Origin of the sequence: Algoriphagus algorifonticola (assembly GCF_007655305.1) — a bacterium.
GTDB classification, from domain to species: Bacteria; Bacteroidota; Bacteroidia; order Cytophagales; family Cyclobacteriaceae; genus Algoriphagus; species Algoriphagus algorifonticola.
On record NZ_VLOG01000052.1, the window covers coordinates 1 to 21,969 of the forward strand.

16 protein-coding genes are annotated in these 21,969 nt (G+C 39.2%); 5 read left to right on the forward strand and 11 right to left on the reverse strand.

Annotation, left to right across the window (positions count from 1 at the left end):
• Positions 1–523 (forward strand): N-acetylmuramoyl-L-alanine amidase (locus tag FL972_RS13170; RefSeq protein ID WP_222116039.1); only part of this gene is annotated, 523 nt, incomplete at its 5' end.
• A gap of 170 nt (positions 524–693) precedes the next feature.
• Here FL972_RS13170 and FL972_RS13175 read toward each other — a convergent pair.
• From FL972_RS13175 to FL972_RS13210, 8 genes are all read right to left on the reverse strand, one after another.
• Positions 694–1,968 carry a M57 family metalloprotease gene (locus tag FL972_RS13175; RefSeq protein WP_144605924.1) on the reverse strand — a complete coding sequence of 425 codons (1,275 nt, stop codon included), beginning with the start codon at positions 1,966–1,968 and terminating at the stop codon, positions 694–696.
• A 1,101-nt stretch (positions 1,969–3,069) separates the two neighbouring features.
• Positions 3,070–3,951 (reverse strand): class I SAM-dependent methyltransferase, encoded by an 882-nt coding sequence (locus tag FL972_RS13180; protein WP_144605925.1) that lies wholly within the window; start codon positions 3,949–3,951, stop codon positions 3,070–3,072.
• A complete protein-coding gene (locus FL972_RS13185) occupies positions 3,948–5,333 on the reverse strand; it encodes an O-antigen ligase family protein (RefSeq protein ID WP_144605926.1) in 1,386 nt (461 codons plus the stop codon). Before FL972_RS13185 ends, FL972_RS13180 begins: the two co-directional genes overlap by 4 nt.
• Positions 5,324–6,295 carry a glycosyltransferase family 2 protein gene (locus FL972_RS13190; protein WP_144605927.1) on the reverse strand — a complete coding sequence of 324 codons (972 nt, stop codon included), beginning with the start codon at positions 6,293–6,295 and terminating at the stop codon, positions 5,324–5,326. The genes FL972_RS13185 and FL972_RS13190 overlap by 10 nt, the downstream gene beginning before the upstream one ends.
• The gene (locus FL972_RS13195; protein WP_144605928.1) at positions 6,279–7,568 is read right to left on the reverse strand and encodes an oligosaccharide flippase family protein; all 1,290 of its coding nucleotides are present in this window, start codon (positions 7,566–7,568) and stop codon (positions 6,279–6,281) included. Before FL972_RS13195 ends, FL972_RS13190 begins: the two co-directional genes overlap by 17 nt.
• A gap of 12 nt (positions 7,569–7,580) precedes the next feature.
• Complete coding sequence (locus tag FL972_RS13200; protein ID WP_144605929.1) at positions 7,581–8,648, reverse strand: GumC domain-containing protein; 1,068 nt, start codon at positions 8,646–8,648, stop codon at positions 7,581–7,583.
• Between the two features lie 2 nt (positions 8,649–8,650).
• The gene (locus FL972_RS13205; protein WP_144605930.1) at positions 8,651–11,233 is read right to left on the reverse strand and encodes an SLBB domain-containing protein; all 2,583 of its coding nucleotides are present in this window, start codon (positions 11,231–11,233) and stop codon (positions 8,651–8,653) included.
• Positions 11,234–11,350: 117 nt separating this feature from the next.
• Positions 11,351–12,355 carry an SPASM domain-containing protein gene (locus tag FL972_RS13210; RefSeq protein ID WP_144605931.1) on the reverse strand — a complete coding sequence of 335 codons (1,005 nt, stop codon included), beginning with the start codon at positions 12,353–12,355 and terminating at the stop codon, positions 11,351–11,353.
• 114 nt (positions 12,356–12,469) lie between these two features.
• Here FL972_RS13210 and gldB point away from each other — a divergent pair, with 114 nt between their 5' ends.
• Positions 12,470–13,474, forward strand: coding sequence for a gliding motility lipoprotein GldB (gene gldB, locus FL972_RS13215; protein ID WP_144605932.1), 1,005 nt, complete (start codon positions 12,470–12,472; stop codon positions 13,472–13,474).
• Here gldB and FL972_RS13220 read toward each other — a convergent pair.
• Genes FL972_RS13220 through nth form a run of 3 tightly spaced genes read right to left on the reverse strand, consistent with a single transcriptional unit; the run spans position 13,437 to position 17,104 of the window.
• Entirely contained in the window at positions 13,437–14,660 is a 1,224-nt protein-coding gene (locus FL972_RS13220) for a glycosyltransferase family 4 protein (protein ID WP_144605933.1), read from the reverse strand. The genes gldB and FL972_RS13220 overlap by 38 nt on opposite strands.
• Complete coding sequence (asnB, locus tag FL972_RS13225) at positions 14,657–16,432, reverse strand: asparagine synthase (glutamine-hydrolyzing) (protein ID WP_144605934.1); 1,776 nt, start codon at positions 16,430–16,432, stop codon at positions 14,657–14,659. Before asnB ends, FL972_RS13220 begins: the two co-directional genes overlap by 4 nt.
• Positions 16,433–17,104: an endonuclease III gene (gene nth, locus FL972_RS13230; RefSeq protein WP_144605935.1), complete on the reverse strand. Its 672-nt coding sequence runs from the start codon at positions 17,102–17,104 to the stop codon at positions 16,433–16,435.
• A 112-nt stretch (positions 17,105–17,216) separates the two neighbouring features.
• Between nth and FL972_RS13235 the strand changes: the two genes are divergently transcribed.
• The 3 genes from FL972_RS13235 (at position 17,217) to FL972_RS13245 (ending at position 21,957) form a co-directional block, all read left to right on the forward strand.
• On the forward strand, positions 17,217–18,329 hold the full coding sequence (locus FL972_RS13235) for a DmpA family aminopeptidase (protein ID WP_144605936.1): 1,113 nt from the start codon (positions 17,217–17,219) through the stop codon (positions 18,327–18,329).
• A 263-nt stretch (positions 18,330–18,592) separates the two neighbouring features.
• A complete protein-coding gene (locus FL972_RS13240) occupies positions 18,593–20,386 on the forward strand; it encodes a patatin-like phospholipase family protein (RefSeq protein WP_144605937.1) in 1,794 nt (597 codons plus the stop codon).
• 56 nt (positions 20,387–20,442) lie between these two features.
• Positions 20,443–21,957, forward strand: coding sequence for an amidase (locus FL972_RS13245; RefSeq protein WP_144605938.1), 1,515 nt, complete (start codon positions 20,443–20,445; stop codon positions 21,955–21,957).
• Positions 21,958–21,969: the final 12 nt, after the last annotated feature.

The following is a 21,969-nucleotide window of genomic DNA, read 5'->3' on the forward strand; positions in this document are numbered from 1 at the left end:
CTCAATCATACAAATACAAAATCACATGATCTCAAAAACCCGATATATCAAACACCTTGTAATTCATTGTTCTGCGGGATATGCAGGCAGAGAGGGAATCGAAAGATTTTGGAACGAGACACTAAAATGGAAAGTTCCAGGCTATCATTTTTTGATTGAAGTGGATGGCTTAATTCATCAATTGCTTCCATTGGATCAAGTCAGTAATGGAGTGAAGGGTTACAATCAGCACGCCATTCATATTTGTTATGTGGGTGGAGTGCATCCTGAAAATGTCCATTTGGCTATGGATACACGGACAGAGCAACAGCAAGCGGGTATTCTAAACTGTATTTTTCAATCCTTAGCATGGGCCAGGCAGTTTCAGGACATCTCAACCATCAAGATTTTAGGACACAGGGACTTTTCGCCTGACAAAAACGGGAATGGAATAATAGAACCTTGGGAACGAATCAAAGAATGCCCCTCCTTTGAAGCGATCTTAGAGTATCAGTGGATTATGAAGAGAGGGAATGAGGTTTAAAGTTGTTTCCGGAGTTACGAGGGCTTCATCTCTCAAAAAACATGTGATTGGTAAAGAGGAAAAGTAATTTTAAAAATTAGAATCTTTGAGTGAATCCAAAATATTTATAAAAAATCACCTCCTTGATTATAAGGAGGTGATCAAGCATTATGAGCTTTGAAAATTAGAAATTAATTAAACTGATCAACTTTAAGAACATAGAAGGCAATTCCCCCGCCAGTCCATCCGCCAGAAGATACAACACCATCGTTTAAAATTGTTGTAAAATGAAATCCTTTATCAGGATGATAATATTCGTAAACAGGAACTCTATCACTTGCAGGGCCAGAATAAACATAAGCTAATAGGCCTTGGTTTGCATAACTAGGGAATTCATTAGATAAATTTGGGTTAGTAGTCATGTAATCTACATGGGTAATCGTATTTCGGTATTTATAAAGTGGTACAGTATTTGGTTTTGATGAAGTAAATACATAGCCATTAAAACCCCAATAGGCGAAGCCTTGACTTCCAAATCCGTATAAATTCCAGTTAGGCGTCCAATTGAACCCTCCAGTTGCTACTTTTTGATAAGCATAAAATGGTTTTTCACTTAAATCCAAAGGATATAATGTTCTTATTGACAACTGATCTAAATAAGGGAACCCAGTCCAACCTTTAGTCAGTTGATGATTCATAATTGAATTAGGATCACTTGTCCATGTTCCTGCTATCAAAATTCCAACCGTGTTGTTTGGGTTTGCTCCTGGTGTATTATAATCAGTATGATGAAATCCAACAGTGTGGCCAATCTCGTGCGCCATTGTTTGAATTTTCCAATCCAAAGAAAGATAATTATAATATGTATTTATATAAATTTGACTTCCTGGATTTCCTAATCCATTAGGCCCTTGCGCAGCTGCTATACCAGATCCGGAGGAAAAAAAACCCGAAATTTCAATATCTGCAACCCCTGTTGTAGGCTCAAAATAAAGACTTGAGTTTCTTATTGAATTCCATTCATTAAATGCTGCTGTGGTTGCTGTTCTCCATTGGCCACCGTCCCCTGAAATTGGCACAGAAGAGGCAAACTTATATTTTATTCTTCTTATAACATTCGGAGTATAACTAACAATATTTTGAAAACGGTACTGTTGATTTTCTGAAGTTAAACCTTTCTTTCCTTCATTATCTCGTTTTTTTTCAGTGAAAATACTAAGATCTTGATTAGTGATTAATAAATCTCCATCGACAAGAAAATCATTATTGAATTTTTCAATTGACTTCCCTTTCAACCCAAAATACTCCATGTAGCTAATTAACCTTGGATCTGGATTTTCAATCTTTTCAATAAAAATCTCATTTTCATTTAAAGCTTTTGGTTCATCAATTTCTGTTTGACAACCAAATAAAATAACAGAGGCCAAAATAGTTACCCCTATAAAATTTTTAAATAAATTTTTCATATAAAATAAGTTTAAGTGTAGTAATTTAGAAAAGATTTAATAAAAACAAAAATCATTTTAAGTTTTCCTAAACTTTTTTGAGAAGAGAAAGTGAGTTTCACCCCTAACCCTCTATATCAACGTAGGAGACAGTCCCTCCGTAAAGTCGAAAGCTTCCAAAGTCTGCTCTCTTGCTCTTGCAAATGAATAATTGTAGCATTTGCTGATTTACCAATAGATTAAGGTTTCTTCGAAGGCCAATTTTAAAACACTTGATAGCTTTTATTTTCTTAATACTTCGTTTCTTCGTCATCTTCCACTTAATAACCTTTTTTTTCAGCCAAAGCCATATTCACACCGTTGATGTTGCCATTTATGAAACTTACTGTAATAATTAATCTAGAATTTTATCATCATATTGATGGCTAAAGCCAGTTCTTGTATAGCTCCTTTAATTTGTCCCCATCGAAAATCTTTAAAGTTTATTCTTGGCAAAGATCATAAAAATTTCACTTTTAAATCGGCGGAGATCTGTAACAGTCAATAGGTAGTCGGACGCCAGTAAACCTTTAAAGTTTTTCCCAGAAAAGTTAACTGATGATGCTATCTGAGGGTGGTATCTTTTTCGGTTATTTCGGCTGTTCACAATCATTATATTTACTTATTTAATGGAAAGTCTGAAAATGTACAGCCTTTCCGCTATTTGGTTATCATAAATACTGATGGGTTGTTGCTTAAGGAGTGATTTAAGGTCTCATCCTAGCAACCTTCAATAAGAATAAGCAGGCTTAGGGGAATAATTATTTATAGAAATTTGAATAACAAAGCTAGGATCTTCCTAAAAAGACATATTAGATAAGGATCTACTTCATTGGTTGGATACATATCTTTAAAATCTAAAACTTTATAAGTCATCTCACCAATTGCTGTCCTGATATAAATCTGGACCTAGAATTACTCTGTTCCGTAGGCTATGTTACAAAAACTTCAAAAAATCCAGAAGTTGTTTAAGCAAATAGGGCTTAATAAATTTTAGGTTTTATTAAGATTTTAAAATGTAGAAACGCCTTATAAAGTTACTAAAAACTAAAATAACTATTTTAGTCATTTGAGATATTCATATTAATTATTTTTCTCGCAAACAATCCATTGATTGACTTGAAACATATTTTGAACCAGTCTATTTAACTTTTTCCTCAGTGACATTTTATACTTGACCAAATTACTCAGCTTTTCGCCGTAGTTTTGAGTGAAATGTTGAACTACATTAAAACCCTGTTCTTCACAAATTTTTTGAAGCAACTCTTTTGGGAAAAGAAAAGTGTGTTCAACTCCATCTATAATATCAGGTACTTCCAGTTTAAGCAGCTTAACCCAACGATGAATCTTATACAGGTTGCTTGAAAAGTTAGGAGTTCCAATAGCTAAGTGCCCGCCAGGTTTAAGAATTCGCTTCATTTCTTGAATATATGCGATTGGATCCAGGACATGCTCTATAACATGGGAAATATGAATAAAATCAAAAGTAGAATCAGGATAATTAGCTTCCCAAATATCACCATGAAATGTAGTAACGGGAAAATGCGATTTAACAAACTCTAATGCACCACTATCAAATTCAGTTGCAAATAATTCGCAATTCATTTGATTAGCATAGGCAAGACCAAGCCCTAAACCACAACCTACGTCTAAAAATCTAGTCCCCCCACCCAACAATTTAAGAAACACTGCTTCTTTCCTGATAGACTCCTCATTTAGAGTAGAAATTCTAATAAAATGTTCAGAAATTAATTGCTTGTAATTAACAGCTTCATAATGTTCCTTTTCATAATAATTATTATAGTAGGATTCTAATTCCTTTTCATCTGCCATAGGATTTGCAAAAACTAAATTACAATTCACACACTTCACCCGAGAAATATGAGGACCTTTTCTTAAAGTATCTATTGCAAACCCTTTTAAAATCTTTGACCCACAAAGTGGACACTCTCTATGTAAAATCATTTATATTTTATTTTAGAATACTCCCTAACACTCAAACCTATCATCCACCAAGTTACCCAAGATATATAAGTGTAAATTTCAACATTTGCAGTGAATAGTGGCAAAAGCAATCCAACCTTAACAATTCCTCCTACAAAAGCAATTCTGGCATTGTAAGTATTATCTGTAAAATTAAAAACTATAAGTGCTGTCCTAATCCCGCTTAAAAGTGTAGCGATATACAGAATCATTCCTATCCATCCCAATTGTGCCCCAAAAATAAGAAATTGATTTTCTCCACCCACCCGAAGATCATCTTCCACACTTCCGAAATTCCCACTCATCGCTAAACCTATTCCCAATGGGTTGGCTATCATCGAATCCAAAGCCAAAAGCCATTCAACCACGTGTCCTATGCTGGATGTATTTTCAAAAGTCAGAGTGTCCAGTACAAAGAAGTAAAAGTCTTCTGAGGCGAAAAAGACCACGTAAATTGCAAATGCAACTAGAGCCAAAAATCCAGCTCCAATTAATTTGTAAAGCTTAAATACCAAGGCAATGAAAAAAATCATCACAAAAAAGGCGGCAAAGGCAGCTCTGGAGGCAGAGAACACCAAACTTCCCAGAGAACAGGCCATGACCAATAAGTAAAGCCAGTTGTATTCTCGTCTGCTGGTCAGAAACCAAATCAGTCCTGCAGCAAACCCCATCAAAACAGAGCTCGCCATTTCCAAAGGATCAGAGAAAAAGCTAGCTAGGCGCTTCATGGCATTGGTGGTTTCAAAAGTCCAAGTCAACCCGTAATTCCCTGTTGGCTCAATGTCGTTGATGTATAAATTAAAAAGGGCATAACCGGTGAATTGCTGTAGATGGGCATTCAATAGAAAATACTCTACTAAATTGACCAAAAAGGCCCCAATAGCCACGAAAAAGATGATTTTGAAAATGCGTCCTATTTCCCAATCCTGAAAAGAGCTGTTTCTTCCCAGAAAATAAATCAAGCCAGGAATCAACATACTTTTAAAATACAAAGCCTTATTTAAAAAGGAAGCTTCTCCTATGGGTAACAAAAGGTAGAAAAAAGCCAAAGCCAAAAAGGCCAGAAAAAACCAATCTGTGGCAAGCAATCGAAAGGGATATGAGCCAATTTTCTTATTATACAGAAGAAATACTGCTAAGGCTATAAGAATAATGAGCTCCTTCAAGATTTGAAAAAATCCTACTACAGCCGAAGATTCTGTAGCTAAATAAACTACGCTAAGACTAGTGATATAAATAGGAAGAAAAGCGGCTAAGAAATAGATAAAATAGCTCCATTTACCTTGAAAAATCATTTTTTCCAAAGTCCAAAGAAAGCCTGCGCTGACAGCCAAAGTGATGAGTAGAAATACGATTAAGGCCATTGGGGTGCTGGGCTAAGTGGTGTTGAAAACCCATCTCTAATGCCTTTGGCCACTGCTCTGAGCTTTCGAAAACGTCCCCTCAGCAGGAAATAGACCATCCATAAAGTAAACCTACACATATGATAGGCGAACCCTCCAAGGTTTCTCAAATAAGCCTCTAAAGGTTTGAAACCCTTGGAGGATTCATCTTGAGCTAATCCTCTCAAAAGGAAAAATTGATTACGCACGTGGAAATAGAATACCCGCGCATTGAGGGTTCCTTCTGAGTGTTTCTTTTTAGAAGAAGCCCCAGCTTCATGGTAAATTTTTGCATCTGGAACGAGACCGATTTCAAAACCTTCCTTTCGGATTCTCAAAGACCATTCTACATCTTCAAAATAGGCGAAATATTGCTCGTTCAATAAGCCTACTGCTAAAACAGCCTCTCTAGAAATCAGCATGCAACATCCAGTTGCCCAATCTAAATTAGAACTGGTAACTCTATATTTTTTTAAATTTTTTCTATCTCCCAGCGTTTTTGCCCGACCAAGTCCTTCAATCCATTTTCCGCCTGCAGACCATATTTTTTCTCTATCATCCAAAAAACAGATCATGGGTTGCACGACTCCCAATGAAGCTTTTTGCTGCATTTCAAGCACCATTTTTCCCAAAAAATCAGGCTCTACAAGCGTGTCATTATTGAGTAATAATAAATGGGAAAAACCCATTTCCAAAGCCTTTCTGATTCCAACATTGTTGCCTCCTGAAAAGCCTAGGTTTTCCTCATTTTCAATTAATAAAATATCTGGAAATTCATTTTTCAGGACTACTCCTTCAGGCTTTTGGGAATCATTGTCTACCAGAATAATTTTAAAATCCGGGAAGTCTAATTTCAGTAATGAATCCAGACAATTCCGGGTAAAATCTAACCCATTCCAATTGACTAGGATAATAGCAACCGATGGATCAGGAGTAAAAACCATGAACGAGATTTTTTTCGTGGCGATATAGCAAAACCAGACAAATCAAAAACACGATGATTTCGGTGGAAATAATCCCGAAACATAAACCTATTCCTCCAAAGTAATAGGTTAATATAGCGGATACAATAATCATATACACGCACATCATCCAACTGGCCTTGAAGAGTAATTCTTTCAAGTCTGCAACCAAAAGGAGCGTTACATTTCCCACATTTAAGCAGGCTAAAAAGGGGACCGCCGCTAATATTTTCAGATACATAACTGACTCTTGCAAATCACTTCGTGACAGAACCTGAATGATCCAAGGCGCAGCAAAATGGGTTCCTGCGGATATAAATATTCCAGCCAGTAAAACTCGGAGATATACGTTTTTGAGAAACTTGTAAAATCGAACAGGGTCGGCTTGATATAGTTTGGAGGCATTGGGAAAAATAGCCTGAATAATCAAGGCAGGGAATAAACGCAGAACCATTACAACACGCTCGGCCAAACTATACATTCCCAAGGTTTCTGCCACAGAGAAAAAGCTCAAAATGATTAGCCCACCATTTGTTGAAATAAAACTTGTTGCGCTACTTAAAAAAAGCAGAAAATTCTGAATATAACTTTTTAAAATTTCAGACCATTCTGGTTTAATAATTTTAATTCCAAAAACTCTATTTATATAAAAAATTAAAAGGATGTTGATAATCAATCCAAAAAGGCCTAACATAAAATTGACCCAATGGCTCTGCTCTGGTCTGTGGATAAACAAAACGATTCCCATTAAAAATAGGAGCTTTGAAAATATGTTGGCGATAGAGACCAACTTCATCTTTTCCATTCCCTGAAAAAACCAAAGGGGCAGGGTGGCTTCGGAAAATAATAGCAATGATGAGAAAACCAGAATGAGTTGATATTCCTGAAAAAGGTTGAACCCAAATGCTCCTACCAATATCAGAATTGTAGCAATGGCTGCCAAAATGATTTTGCCTGAAAAAACGTTGGAAACCAGATGTGATAAAGCTTCCTTATCCTGTTGACTGACTGCCACTTCTCTCGGAGCACTTAAGTTAAAACCATATACTACCAAAACATTCATTATCACAATTACAGAAAGCGCCAAATTAACCAGTCCAAATTGGTCTACCCCTATGCTTTGAATCAACAAGGGCATGGAAATAATAGAAATTAGCACATTGGAAGACTGAATAATGCCCAAAAAGAGAAAGTTCTGAATGGACTTATTGCGAATAAAATTGCTGAGCGGAAGTAATGTGAGTTTTTCAAACATGGCAGCTTTATTTTAGCTTTCCTGCACATGTTTTTGGTACAGTCTGTTGAAATACAAGCCAAAAAGCACCAGCAAACCTATAATAACTGCACCCAAAACAATCCCTTTCACCAAGCGGATTTCAGTTCTTTTTAATGGATATCTTGGAGAGTCGATAATCTGTATCAGCGGGGAATTGTTTCTGTGATTAACCCGGGCTATTTCCAGATTTTTCACTATCTCTTGATAAACAGCCCCCGAGGCCTGTACATCAATCTGTCTTTTGCGGCTTTCAATGGTAGCTGTGGAAAGTAAAGGGTTGGCATTGGGAACTCTATCCTGCGCACTGGCATATGCCCCTATACTCTCATCCAAAATCGCCCGAACAGAGTCAGCCTGAGATTGGAGAATAGCCAAATTTTCCCCTGTTTTTTTTGTCTTGGTTTCGTAATAGAAAGTATTGACTTTATTGACCAAGGTCTCATTGAAAACCTTAGCAAAAGCCTCATCCTTGGAAGAAATACTAACCTGTATGATGCTCAGCTTTCGATCAGGCTTGGTAACAGCCAGCTGCTTTTCTCTGATCAGTTTAGCAACTTCTTTTACCACGGAGTCCTGTGCCACGCTAAACTCCTCTCTTGGGATAGAAAAGTCCATAGACGGAATATCTACTTTTGAAGACCATTTTTCATCTAGCTCTTCAAAAGTAACAAAGCGATCAATCAATAGCTCTTCCTCAGAAAATGGGCTTAGCAAGGTTTCTCCCAGCATCCTATCGGACTTGTACAACTCCATGATATTGTCCCCTTGGAATAGACCGCTAGTACTTCCCAAAGAACCTAAATTAACACCTACGAGAGAAGCGAGTCCGGACATTTGACTCAAGCTGCCTGTATCTCCTTCTTCCAATACAAAGGAGGTTTCAGCATGAAATACGGGTTTCTTGAAAATTGAAACCAAAGCACCTAAGACCATACCTATTAGTCCGGCAAGCAATAATGTCTTCCATTGGGATAAAAAATACCGAAACCAATCTCTCAGGTTCTGAATGACTTCTTTCAAAGTGAACTGGTTATCAGAAAAATGCTTGTTTTCAGCCATAATTAATTCCAGTTGATTTGGGAAAGTACAAGAGCCAAAGTAGCCAAACCGGTAGTGACTCCAACTACATCACCCAATCGTAAAGGTATTTTTGGTCCCTTGGTTGGAACAATCACTTCTGCTCCTGGCTCCACAGGTGGATAACTCCTAATTCCCAAAAATCCTTTGGTTCTTTTCACGGCACCATTCGCATAGACCACATAGGTTTGTTTTCTATTGGCTCTCCTTTCAAATCCCCCAGCTCCGTTGATATAATGTTTCAAGCTTCTTCCGTTTTCATGTCGCAGTGTTGTAGGGTAAACTACATCTCCACGCATTCTCACTGTTTGCAGAAGTTTCGGAACAGATAGTACATCCCCTTCCTCCAAAATCAAATCATCTTCGGATCCCGGATTTTTTAAGATGGTTTCCAAGTCTATCGCTACAGCTTCAGTTTCTCTTATTTTCACATTAAAACCGGGAGTTTCAGCTGCAATTTGATCTAAGGACTCTCGCTTCGTATTGGCAACTGTTGATTGGGCAGCACTATCCCCTTTTGGAAGATTGGAAAAAAGCCTTTGAACCAACTCTTCTTGTGCTTCTGAATTGTTCGGGTCGCGCATGAGTTGCATGCGAAGTTCTTCCAAATTTCTTTGTCTTCGAATTTGCTCCGACTCGGTATTGAAAAACTCTGTTCTTCTGATCAGTGTTGCTCCCTTGGAATAGGCGAATTGATTGAGTCCACCTGCTCTTCGAACTAAATCAGAAATCCGCTCTCCGGAACTCTGAATCGCGAAAATACCGGGAGAATTAACCTGACCCTCTACAGCCACTAACCTTTGCATGGTAAAACTAGCCTTCTTACGAACAATGACTTGGTCATAGGGGATCAGCGTTTGGGAATCAGCTCTATAGGATAAATCTGGATTGACCTGAACAGGTATGATATCTGATAAAGTTCCTAAATCAGTATCCTCTAATCTCCTTGCAATTTCGATATCATTAGGATTGGCGGACTCCTGAAAACCTCCTGCCAAAATCAATAATTCCTCCACGGTCATATCAGAAGAGAATGGATAAACTCCAGGTCTTTTTACCTCACCCAAAACTTGAACATACTGCTCATTTCTAATATCGTAAATACTGGATATACGGACTACATCCTCTCTTTTTAAAGGAATATCAGCGATAGAGCCCGCCAAAACAGCTTTTAGATTCACCTGAATCATTTCAGTACTGAGATCAGGCTTGGTTCTTAAAATGCTAGCTTGCTCGGTGTAGGCATCGCCTCTCAGTCCCTCCGCATTTTTGATCAGTTGGGTTAAGGTCAGCCCATCAGACAGCGCAAAAGTACCTTCCCTAAACACCGCACCTTTGATTTGCACGCGATTAGAATACCTGTCCAGGATTTTTCCTACAGTAATCTCATCTCCCCCTTTGAGAATAAACATCCCAAATTGGTTCTTGTAAACATCTGATACGGAGCGCTGATTTTCTGTAATTCTGGATATTGCTACTCTGTCTTCAAATGCCAAATCAGTGAATCCACCAGCATAGTTTAAGAGGTCTTGGAATGTGTCACCTTTTTTAATTTCAAAGGTCAGCGGTCTTTTTACCTCTCCTTTGATGCTTACTCTGGAAATAAAGGGAGTAACCAAAATCACATCCTGATCGCGTAGCTGCAAGTCTAAATTGGCGGTACCATTAATCAATAAGTCATAAACATCGACCATCGCAATCTGCTTATTGTTTCTGACCACTTTAATTTGGCGCATGGTGCCATTATCATTGGGACCTCCAGCTGCATAAAGCGCATTGAATACAGTTGAAAAAGCACTGAGCGTGAAAGTTCCCGGCAACCTAACTTCTCCTAAAATGTGAACTTTGATAGTCTTTACATTTCCCAAGGTCACCTGTAAAAAGGTTTTTGGGTTCGGACCATTCAAGCTGGGGTAAAATCTACCCACTCTGTTTCTAATAATTCCAGAGGCTTCTTCAATGGATTTTCCTGATACTGAAATTGGGCCAATATTTTCCAGAATTACAAATCCATCAGGATTGACTGTGGCTTCATAATATTGCTCTGACTGTCCATAAATATCTACAAAAATGACATCTCCGGGACCGAGCACATAATTCTGAGGGGTGGCTTGGTTCAGGCTTGGCTCAAAGCTTAGCCTCCTGTTTTTCTGATAAAAAAGATTGCTGCCGAACAACTGACTATTTCCTGATTCTACTTCAGGCTGTACTTCATAAATGCCTTGAGTAATTTCATTCAGATCAATTTGTCTTCTAGGCTCCCTTTTGCTGGCATTTGTACTCCGACTGGCAGTTGCGCTCAGATCTAAGTCCTCAAGTCTTTTTCGTAGTTTTTCGATTTCGGCTCCAGACATTCCCCGCATTTGAGCCATTTGAAGAAATTGAGTCGTACTGAGTCCAGCCTCATTGGCTCTTTTGACAAGCTCTTGTAATTGTTCATCACTAAGTTCATCAACCTTGATACTTGAAATATCCGTGTTTTGCTGAGCAATAAGCGGCTCAGGGTTACTGAGAAGAATGCCTGCCAAAAGGCAGAAAAAGTACCAGAATCTTTTTAATTGAATCATGCGAAAATGCTGTCCCGGGTGAATTTCAAACAAATATGCAATTTAAAAATCCGTGAATTTCTGTTTTTAACCAAAAATAGTTCCAAAAAGCTACCAAAAACAAAGAGATAAGAAGTCTTATTCGGTGCAGTTTTTACAAATCTCAATTTGAGTTCGGTCATTTAGCAACTGTTTTCTAAAAGATTGGTAGTTAGCTGATTTCCAGATTTCCTTGATCGCCTGAGATTGAAAATCGCCCATCACATGGGTCGCGTCTTTATCAAAGCAACAAGGAACTACCTTTCCATCCCAAGTTACTACCGCTCCCTGCCACATTCTCCAGCATTTGTTTTCCACTTTCTTTTTCAATTTCCAGCGACCGTTCCCTGCAGGGATATACCTGGAGTAGCCCAAATCAGATGGAATCAATTCGGAGCCATTTTCAAAATCATAGATTTGTGTGCTTTTTAGCTGGAGCTCATCGACTTCCAGAGCTTTCGCCCACTTTTTTAATTCAGGAATCTGATGTTCATTTTGTCCGGTCACCAAAAACTGAAGTACAATTCGTGGAAAAAGCTTCCCTTGCCTTTTTCTCTCAGAGATTAAATTGTCTAATCCTTCCTGTACTTTTTTTAAGTTTCCTCCAATTCTGTATTGTTGATAGACTTCCTGAGTGATTCCATCCATGGAGACTATCAGTTGCTTCAGGCCACTGGCTAAAATCTGCTTTACTCTTTCCTTATCCAGATAATGCGCATTAGTGGAAGTGGAGGTGAAAACTCCCTCTTTATTTGCAAAACTGACCATTTCTAAAAAGCGTGGATTTAGAAATGGCTCTCCCTGAAAGTAGAGATGTAGCCAGGTCAAATGTTTTTTGGATTGTAGAATTACTTTTTCAAAAAGCCCATTTTCGAGCATTCCTGTAGGTCGGCTGAAAGACCTTAAGCCCGAAGGACATTCCGGGCAACGTAAGTTACAGCTAGTAGTAGGTTCAATACTTAATGTAGTCGGCTGACCCCAGATAATGGGTTTTTTCAGGATTCGGCTCAGTTGAAAAGAAAGGCCCAACATAGCAATATTGCTCACCTTTCTGAAGGAAAGCTGTTTGGAAAATGCAAAAGCGGTTAGGAGCTGATTTTTCACTTCAGAAAGAAAAGCAATCCTTAAGGAAAGGCCAAGTATGCATACTCAAAAGGGAAGGAATTCGTTTCCATTCATTATCATTGCAAGGATATTTTCGAATCAAAAGTGAATCACATGAAGGCTTCAAGGTTAATTCTTATTAGCAGTTTAATTCTATTGATATTTTCCTGCGGCAAAAAAGAAGAAACATGTCAGCTTGATGAAGATATTCTAGATCAAGAGCTGGAGCTTACTATTACCCGGCTGGAGCAGGAATTTTTTTCAGCAAAAACCCAAGAGGATTTCTCCTTCTTGTTGGAAAAACATCCAGAGTTTACCCAAATTTATTTACAGGCGGACTTATATCCCTCTTTGGATACATTGGCTTCCGAACTTTTAGCTATACATCAGGACTCAGCCATGCAGGTGCTGAATGACTCCGTGCAACAGGTTTTCACAGATTTTTCTGATGTGGAAAAGCAGCTGGAAAATGCATTTAAATACATCAAACACTACTTCCCAGAATTTAAAATACCCAAGGTTTACACATTTGTTTCGGGCTTTAACTCAGACTTGGTGGTGACTGAGGACATCATTGTCATTGGTTTGGATTATTACCTTCCTCCCAGCCACACATTTCAGCCAGAACTTGCACGCTATATGGCAGAACGATATGACAGGCCTTATATCGTACCGATGATTGTCACAGCAATTTCCTCCAGATTTAATCAAACAAACCCTCAGGATAAGACGCTTTTGGCAGAGATGATTTATTATGGAAAAGCTTACCATTTTACTAAAGCAATTTTGCCATGCACTTCTGACCAGTTTATCATTGGGTATACTCCTGAGCAGATTTCTGAGTCCTTTGCCAATGAGGAATTTATCTGGGCTCACTTTGTGGAAAATGAGCTGCTTTATGAAACCAACCCATTTGAAATCAGAAAATATATGGGAGAGGCTCCATTCACAGATGCCATCAGCACCAAAGCTCCGGGAAGATTAGGAAGATGGTTGGGATGGAATATTGTGGACGATTATGTATTCAACCAGGACGTGAGCCTATACCAATTGATGGGTAATCCGGATGCGGAGCAAATTTTCAGGCAGTCAGGATATAGACCTCGTCCCCCTGCTTAGGAGGGTTTTTTCCTGGATCTAATAGATGAGCAAGCCTCTCTACAGCATGCTCTTTGGTGAAATAGTTTTCTGCCAGAAGACGGCTATTTTCCTGGTAACTTTTCAGGGTTTGGGGGTGTTGTTCGAGTATTTCCAGTTGCTCAAAACATCTAGCCATTTTCCCTGGCAAGCAAGAAATCCCGAGCTGATGCTTTTTGACCAATTGATATACCCAGCCTTTGTGATTGACAATTATACCCTTGCCAGCTCCTAAGGCATCAAAGAACTTATTGGGACTATTTGTCTTTAATACAGGTAAGTGAGCAAATGAAATCCAGGCCAAGTCGGCTATTCCCAATAATTCGTTGACTTGTTCTTTTGAACCAAAGGGAAAGAAATGGACTTGTTTTAAACTCAATTTTTCAACGCTCTTTTCCAACGTTTGCTTTTCGCTACCATCTCCCATGATTAAAAATTGCCAGGTCTTACCCTGTTGCTGAGCGATTTTAGCCAAATCCACCAATTCGTCAACCGCATTAACTTTTCCCAAGGCTCCCGCATAGGCTATAGTCAAAGATGGATTTAATCCATGCTTCTGAAGTAGGTCTTGGTTTTTCTCCTGAGGAAAAAATTGCTTTAAGTCTGCGAAATTTGGTATGATCTGAACGTCAAACTGTGGATTGATTTGTCTGATGTAGGCAGCGATTCCGGGTGAAAGGGCTACTATTTTTAATGCATTTCGATAAATTTTGGCTTCAAGCCGAAAAAGGTACTTTTTAAGTAATCTATTTTGGATAGCCCCAACCTGAACAGGTGCTTCCGGCCAGAGATCACGAACTTCAAAAATATAGGGGATTGCTAATTTCTTCTTTGCCCAAAGCCCAATCCAACCCGTGGTCAAAGGAGTGGAAGTAATATAAAGTAAGTCTGGACGATTTAGCTTTGGAATTAGCTTTTTACATTGCTTTACAAAAATCCAGAATGCCTTGATCCTCTGAAAAAAGCCAAACTTTTGATCATAGGAAACCGGTAAATAATGGACCTTGATTCCTTCTATCCATTTTTGATCATAGTGCTGCTGATTCCCACCAGTAATAAGTTCAACTTCAAATCCTTTTTCTACCAAGCCCTTTGCCAAATGAAATGACCTAACTGCACCACCTTCTTCGGGCGTTCTGAAATACTGGTGGATGTAAAGGATTTTCATAGCTTTTGAATTTTCAGCCATTCAGCTAGTAAAAATAAGTTGTACAAAGTCAAAAAATGACTTTTGACATGGTTCTCTGGCTTTTCCAAAAGTTCATTGGTAACCTTTGGAAGTATATCCTGATAATCTTTTTTAAAAGTCGCTAGTTCCTGAAAGATCCTTTCCCGGAATTCTCCCTTCTCTGAAAACCATTCCAATAAAGGTAATCCAAATCCGGTTTTTTTACGATTGCCCACCCAACTTAATCCTCGATCCTTGAGAATTTGCCTCAACCATTTTTTCCCCAATAAAAGCTCATCAGATTTAATTTCTTTCCAAAATTGAATAACCCCTTCATCCAAGTAAGGCGACCTTCCCTCGATTCCATGCGCCATTAAGGCACTATCCTGAATTTTTAAGACATCCTGAACCAGATAAACTCTTCGATCGAAATCCAACATTTGCTTGTAAGATGATAATCGCTCATCAAAAATTCTTTCATGATCTGAAAAGAGGTCTTCTTGAAGACTTTCCAGTGCGGAAAAATTCATGAACGTTCTCTTAGGGTTTTCCTCTATACCTGTCAGAAACTTTTCCCAATTTCGGTTCAAAGGTAGTTTGAGAAGAAGTGGCTTTAGACGCAGGAGCCAATCCTTTCTTCTCCAATAGAAATCAAAAGCCTGATGCCGCTGATATCCTCCCCAGAGTTCGTCCGCACCTGCTCCGGACGCCAGTACTTTGACGTGTTTTTTAGCCTCCTTACCAATTAGCCAAGTTAAAAAGCTGGCCGAATCCCCAATAGGTAAATCCAAAGTCCTGAGATATTCCTCCCAGTTTTCCCAAAATATGGTTTGATCTACCTGGATCAAATGATTTTCCGAAGGAAGAGTTTTTCCAAGTTTTTTGACCGCCTCAGCATCTCCATATTTGTTAGAATACGCAGCTTCATGAGCGATGGTGAAAGTATGCAAAGGAACTCCTGTTTCCTGATACCAAAGCGAATAAAGCGAGGTGCTATCTATTCCTCCACTGAGTAGCATCCCCACAGGCACATCAGCATGAAATTGCTTTAAAACGGCGTCTAATAGCAGTTCTTGAAGACGATTTTTCGAGACTTCTTGTTGTGCTGATGGAAGAGAGGGAATATTATCCCAGCGAAAAGCGGAATGCTGTCGAATTAAACTGAATCTGGAGGGTTTCCATTCTTTGACACCCTTGAAAAATGTCTTTCCCTGAAGGGGAGTTCTCATGTAATAATAATATTCCAACTGACTTTTATCCAGCTTGCTCTTCGCGAGTTTGCCTACTCCTCTGCTTTCTGAGGAAATGATTAAGCGATCTTGATTTTGATGATAATAGAGCGGTTTTTCACCATTTTTATCTCTTGCCACCAAGACTGTTTGGTTGCTTAAATCCACAAAAATCAAGGCAAACATGCCCTGTAATTTTTCAAGACCTTTTGCACCAAAAATTCTCAGCCAATGAGTCAAAACTTCAGTGTCTGAATGGGTAACAAACTCTACTCCCATTTTTTGAAGTAAATTTCTCAGATCCTGATAGTTGTAGATTTCTCCATTCCAGATAAGCATCGACCTCCCATCTGGTGCCCAAAAAGGTTGATCAGCATCAGGTCCGGGATGTAAAATTTTGAGTCGATTAACACCAAGCCAAAGCCCCGGCCAAGGGCTAAAAGAGGCTTCCTGATCGGGACCTCTGTGCCTACTTTCGTTTAGAAGTCCCTGAATCGATTCTTCTTTGGCTCCTTTACCCCAAATCAGATGAATGCCACACATTTATTTTTTCTTTGGTTCGGCGGTTAATTTTTCTTGGTTTTTTTCAAAATACCTACAAAAATGGGTGATGCTACACTCTTCGCATTTGGGTCTTCTGGCCAAACAGGTATATCTGCCATGTAGAATCAACCAATGATGAGCCTTGTGAACATGTTCTTTCGGAATATGGCGGATCAAATGTTTTTCTACCTCTAGAGGTGTTTTTGCAGTTTGAGGAACCAGGCCGAGTCTTCTTGATACGCGAAACACGTGCGTATCTACGGCCATGTTGGGTTGATTCCAAACTACTGAGGTAATCACATTTGCGGTTTTCCTTCCCACGCCTGGAAGCTTGGTGAGTTCCTCTACAGTTTCAGGTACTTTCCCTTCAAACTCTTCTATGAGCATTTTGCCTAAACCCAACAGGTGCTTGGTTTTATTATTGGGATAAGAAACGGATTTGATATAAGGGAAAAGCTCATCAAAATGGGATGCAGCCAAATGAGCGGGAGTAGGAAAATCCCGAAATAAGGCCGGAGTGACCATATTGATACGCTTGTCAGTACATTGAGCGGATAGTACTACTGCCACCAAAAGCTGAAATGGATCCTCGTATTGAAGCTCCGTTTCTGCTACGGGCATGTTTTCCGAAAAGTAATTGATAAAGGCTTCGTATCGCTCTTTTTTTAGCATGGAAATCTAAACTTGTATGGAGGGCTTAAGATAGGTAATATTGGAAGAACTTCTCCAGCGCAACTGGATTGGAAAACTAAATTACATTTTCCTTTTAAAATTCTTCAAAGGCATGCAAAATCTACTTATCCTGACCCTATTTTGTTTATTTATCAATATGGAAATTTCTGCCCAAAGCCGCCCTAGAGAATTAGGCATTCAGTTTGGATTGCTTCCAACTGGACCCTTGAATGCAATTACGGATGTAAAAGGAGTGAAAGTAGGGCATCTTACTAAAATAGAAGGAACACCTATTCGAACAGGCATTACGGCAATACTAGCTCACGATGGAAATCTCTTTCAGGAAAAGGTGCCCGCAGCGATTTTTGTTGGAAATGGATTCGGAAAGCTAGCAGGAGTAACTCAAGTGCGGGAACTGGGAAACCTAGAAAGCCCAATAATTTTAACCAATACGCTTAGCGTGGCTGCTGGTATTGAAGGAGTGGTACGCTATTCTTTAGATCAGCAGGGAAATGAAAATATTCAGTCTGTCAATGCAGTGGTAGGTGAAACCAATGACGGTTTTCTGAATGATATCCGGGGGATGCATATCAGTCCCGAAGAGGTAATACAAACAATTCAGGCCGCAAAAGAAGGGAAAGTTACGGAAGGAAATGTTGGAGCCGGAACTGGAACGGTTTGCTTTGGCTGGAAAGGAGGAATCGGAACATCTTCCAGAAAATTACCAGAAAGCTTGGGTGGATACACGGTCGGAGTATTGGTTCAAACAAACTTTGGAGGAAACCTACAAATAGCAGGAGTTCCGGTGGGCGAAAAATTGGGAAAATACCCATTTAAAGATGCCTTGGAAAAAGCCGATGGAAGCTGCATGATCGTTGTCGCAACGGATGCACCAGTCTTAGAAAGGAACTTGGAAAGAATGGCTCAGCGTGCCATGATGGGCCTGGCAAAAACTGGAGGAATTGCTTCCAATGGCTCGGGTGATTATGTGATTGCCTTTTCCACAAATGAAGGTCTTAGAATCCCTTATACCTCTGATAAAAAACTGAAGTCAGAATTTTTAGCGAATGAGGAAATGAGTCCACTTTTTATGGCCGTAATTGACGCTACAGAGGAAGCAATAATCAATTCACTTTTTGCTGCAGAAACGATGATGGGCAAAGAGGGCAGAACTGTGGAAGCCTTGCCAAAGGAAAAAGTTTTGGAGATTATTAACTCTAATTGAAAAAAGGGTTGGCTTAAAGATGACTTTTTTTGATTAGAATTTTCATCAAAGGAATTTCTACGCCAGAGCTCAATTTACCTTTCAACTACAAATTTCTAAAATTATTTCGGCTCTCATTTTTTTATCAGATAATTTTATCGAGATTAGTTGAGATAACTGATTTTGAGAGTGATAAGTCAACATTTGAAGTTTATTTTTCGGGGTTTCGATCAATTTTTCCCAGAAGATAGGCTGATTAATAATTCAAAACCCAAATAACTCCGATGAAAGATTTTAATACGCATTATCATCATCTTTTTCATAAGCTTTTTGGAGGGATGAGCGATGAAATGCTGGATCAAATTTTTAAAATAGGTACTAAAAAAGAACTGAATACCGGTGAATATCTTTTCCATCAGGGTGCCAAAGAAAACATCCTTTACATAGTACTTTCTGGTAGGCTAAGAGCGATTAAAGAAGATATCAGTGGAACCTTAATTTTGGGAGATATTGGAGAAGGAGAGCCGGTTGGAGAGTTTGCCTTATTTACCGGTGAGCCTAGAATGGCCTCAGTATTAGCGATTAGAAAATCAGTGGTTTTGGAATTTAATCAGGAAGAATACCTGACTTTGGTAGCCAAAAACCCATCCTTAGCGAATTCCTTGACAGGCTTTGTAATCAACAGACTTAGAAGAAACACATTTCAAAAAAACCAGTCAACTCCACCTAAAAACATTGCTCTTATCAACCTCCAGGCTGATCATGATTTAAGTCCTTGGACAGCAGATATGGAAACCTTTTTTAGGGAAAATCAAATTCCGGTTCAGGTGTTTGATTATGATTCTCAGGCAGAGCATGCTGATCAGACATTCTTCGATTCACTGGAGCAGTATGAGGGAATCAACATTTTGGTCTGTAGTGAAACCCACCCTGAATGGTCTCACCAATGCATGGTCTATGCGGACTTGGTAATTTTGGCCACTGATTTCAAGGCAGATCCTCAAATCTATCCTATAGAAAAGGAGCTAGAACTCTATTCACAAAGTATCCTCAATAAAAAGATATATCTATTGATGTTGCATCCTCAAGATGCACCAATGCCAGAATCTACTTCCAATTGGCTAGAAAATAGGGATATCAATCTGCATATCCATGTGAGACAAGGGAATGGAAGAGATATCCGCAGGTTCTGTAGAATTATTACCAATACCGCTGTAGGCTTGGTCTTGGGCGGAGGAGGAGCCAAGGGTTATGCCCACCTTGGGGTAGTTAAGGCATTGCAGGAAAGAGGGATAGAAATAGACTTCCTGGGTGGTACTAGTGCAGGCGCGATATACGGTATTACCATGAGCTATGCTGATTTTGATTTTGATAAAATTGAAGAAATCACTCAGGTGGCTGTAAAATCCAAACTGACTTCCAATGATATGGCTTTGCCTATGATTTCCTTTTTAAGTGGAAAAAAAATCCAGCGCTTCGCCAAAACTCTTTTCAAAAATTATGACATGGAGGACATATGGATTAATTCCTACTGTGTGTCTACCAATTTTTCCAGAGCTACAACCAAAATCCACGAAAGAGGACTTCTCTGGAAGCAAATCATGGCCAGTATCGCGATTCCGGGAGTTTTTCCTCCTGTCGTTATTGATCAATATTTACATGTGGACGGGGCGGTAATGGATAATTTGCCGATAGAGCCCATGTATAAATATCCGGTATCCAAAATTATTGCCGTTTCCTTGTCAGGCTTGCCAGACCGCAAGGTGGATTATGAGGATTCACCGAATGGTTGGGCCGTTTTCATGGACAGGTTTAGAAAAAAGAAACGCTTTAAAATTCCCGGTATAGGTTCATTGATTATCAATTCACTTACGCTGAATTCCTTGCAAAAACAGGAAGTAACCAAGTCCAAAGTTTCCCATTATTTCGAATTGAATCTGAAAGGAATTGGCTTTATGGATGATAGAAAGTGGAAGCAAATTCTCCAAAAAGGATATGATCAGACCAATGAGTATTTGGAAAGTTTGCCGAAGGAAGAGCGGTTTTGGGATAAAAACAAAGAAGAGGAATTCGTATAAGGGAACTTTGAAATAAGAGAATAAATAAATCTCAAAATAAAATTCTAAATTCCCTGATGAAGCATTTCATCTGTATCATTGGAGTTTTAGGTCTTTTCTTTTCATGTAATACAAAGAAAGACATCTCTTTAGAGGAGCTCACGATTTCTCAAATCCATGAGGCCTATAAAAACGGAGACTATACAGCGGAGGATCTGGTCAGAGCCTATATCTATCGCATAGAGGAAAACGATTCTGCGATCAATTCCATTTCTGAGATCAATCCCGTGGCAATTGGAAGAGCAAGAGCCTTGGACGCAGAATTTGCAGCGACAGGAAATTTGCGCCCCTTGCACGGAATTCCAGTAATTGTCAAGGACAACATCAACACCATTGGTCTGCCAACTAGCGCTGGTACCTTGGCCTTGAAGGACTTTTATCCTGAAACGGATGCTTTTATCATTCAAAAACTGGAAGAGGCGGGAGCTATCGTATTGGCTAAATCCAATATGGCAGAGTGGGCTTTTAGCCCTATGCATTCTGAAAGTTCCACTAAAGGCATCACTAGAAATCCCTACAATTTAGATCATGTACCTGCAGGATCAAGTGGTGGAACAGGTGCTGCTGTTGCTGCAAATTTTGGAACTTTGGGGATTGGTACGGATACAGGAAATTCCATCAGGGGTCCTTCTTCTCATAATGCTTTGGTAGGTTTTCGAACTAGCTTAGGGTTAATTAGCAGGGAAGGCATTGTTCCGCTTTATTTAAGAAATGATGTCGTAGGCCCCATGTGTCGCACAGTTGAAGACGCCACTCGCATGCTGGATATCATGGCTGGAAAAGATCCCAAAGACCCGATTACCAATTTTTCCGAAGGGAAAATTCCTGAATCCTATATGGACTTTTTAGACAAGAATGGCCTTCAAGGAGCTAGAATTGGTGTTTTTAGGACCTTGAGTGAAAATAAAGTACATCCTGAAATTTCAGACCTTTTCAATCAAGCATTGAAAGATATGGCTGGCTTGGGAGCTGTAATTGTAGATTCGGTGGAGGTAGAAAATTTTCAAGAGCTTAGACAAAATCAGTGGTGCGCAGATTTTCGAAAAGATCTGGAGGAATTTTTAGCTGAATATGTCAAACGCGATACTTTGTCAAGATTGGAGGATGTAGTAAGAATAGGCACCAAGTCTGATTTTGCAAGGACCAGAATAGAAATGTTTATCACCAATTTAGGCAGAGGGCAAAATTCAGAGGTCCCTTGCGGAGATGCTTTCACGGACGTGAAAAGGGTAGCTTTTCGGGAAGCAATTGAAAAAACCATGGACTCTTTGAATCTTGATGTCTTGGTTTATCCGAGCTGGAACCAACCTGCTGCCACCATCGCTAATTTTCAGGAAGAATATAAGGGTGACAACTCTCAAATCATTGCACCGCATACTGGGCAGCCTGCCTTTACTGTACCTATGGGTTTTTTGTCGGGGAATTTGCCGGCAGGAATTCAGTTTTTGGGAAGGGTATTTGATGAAAAAACCTTAGTAAAGCTAACCTATGCTTATGAGCAAGGAACCAAACACAGAAAGGCGCCGAATTAAGTTCTATTCCTA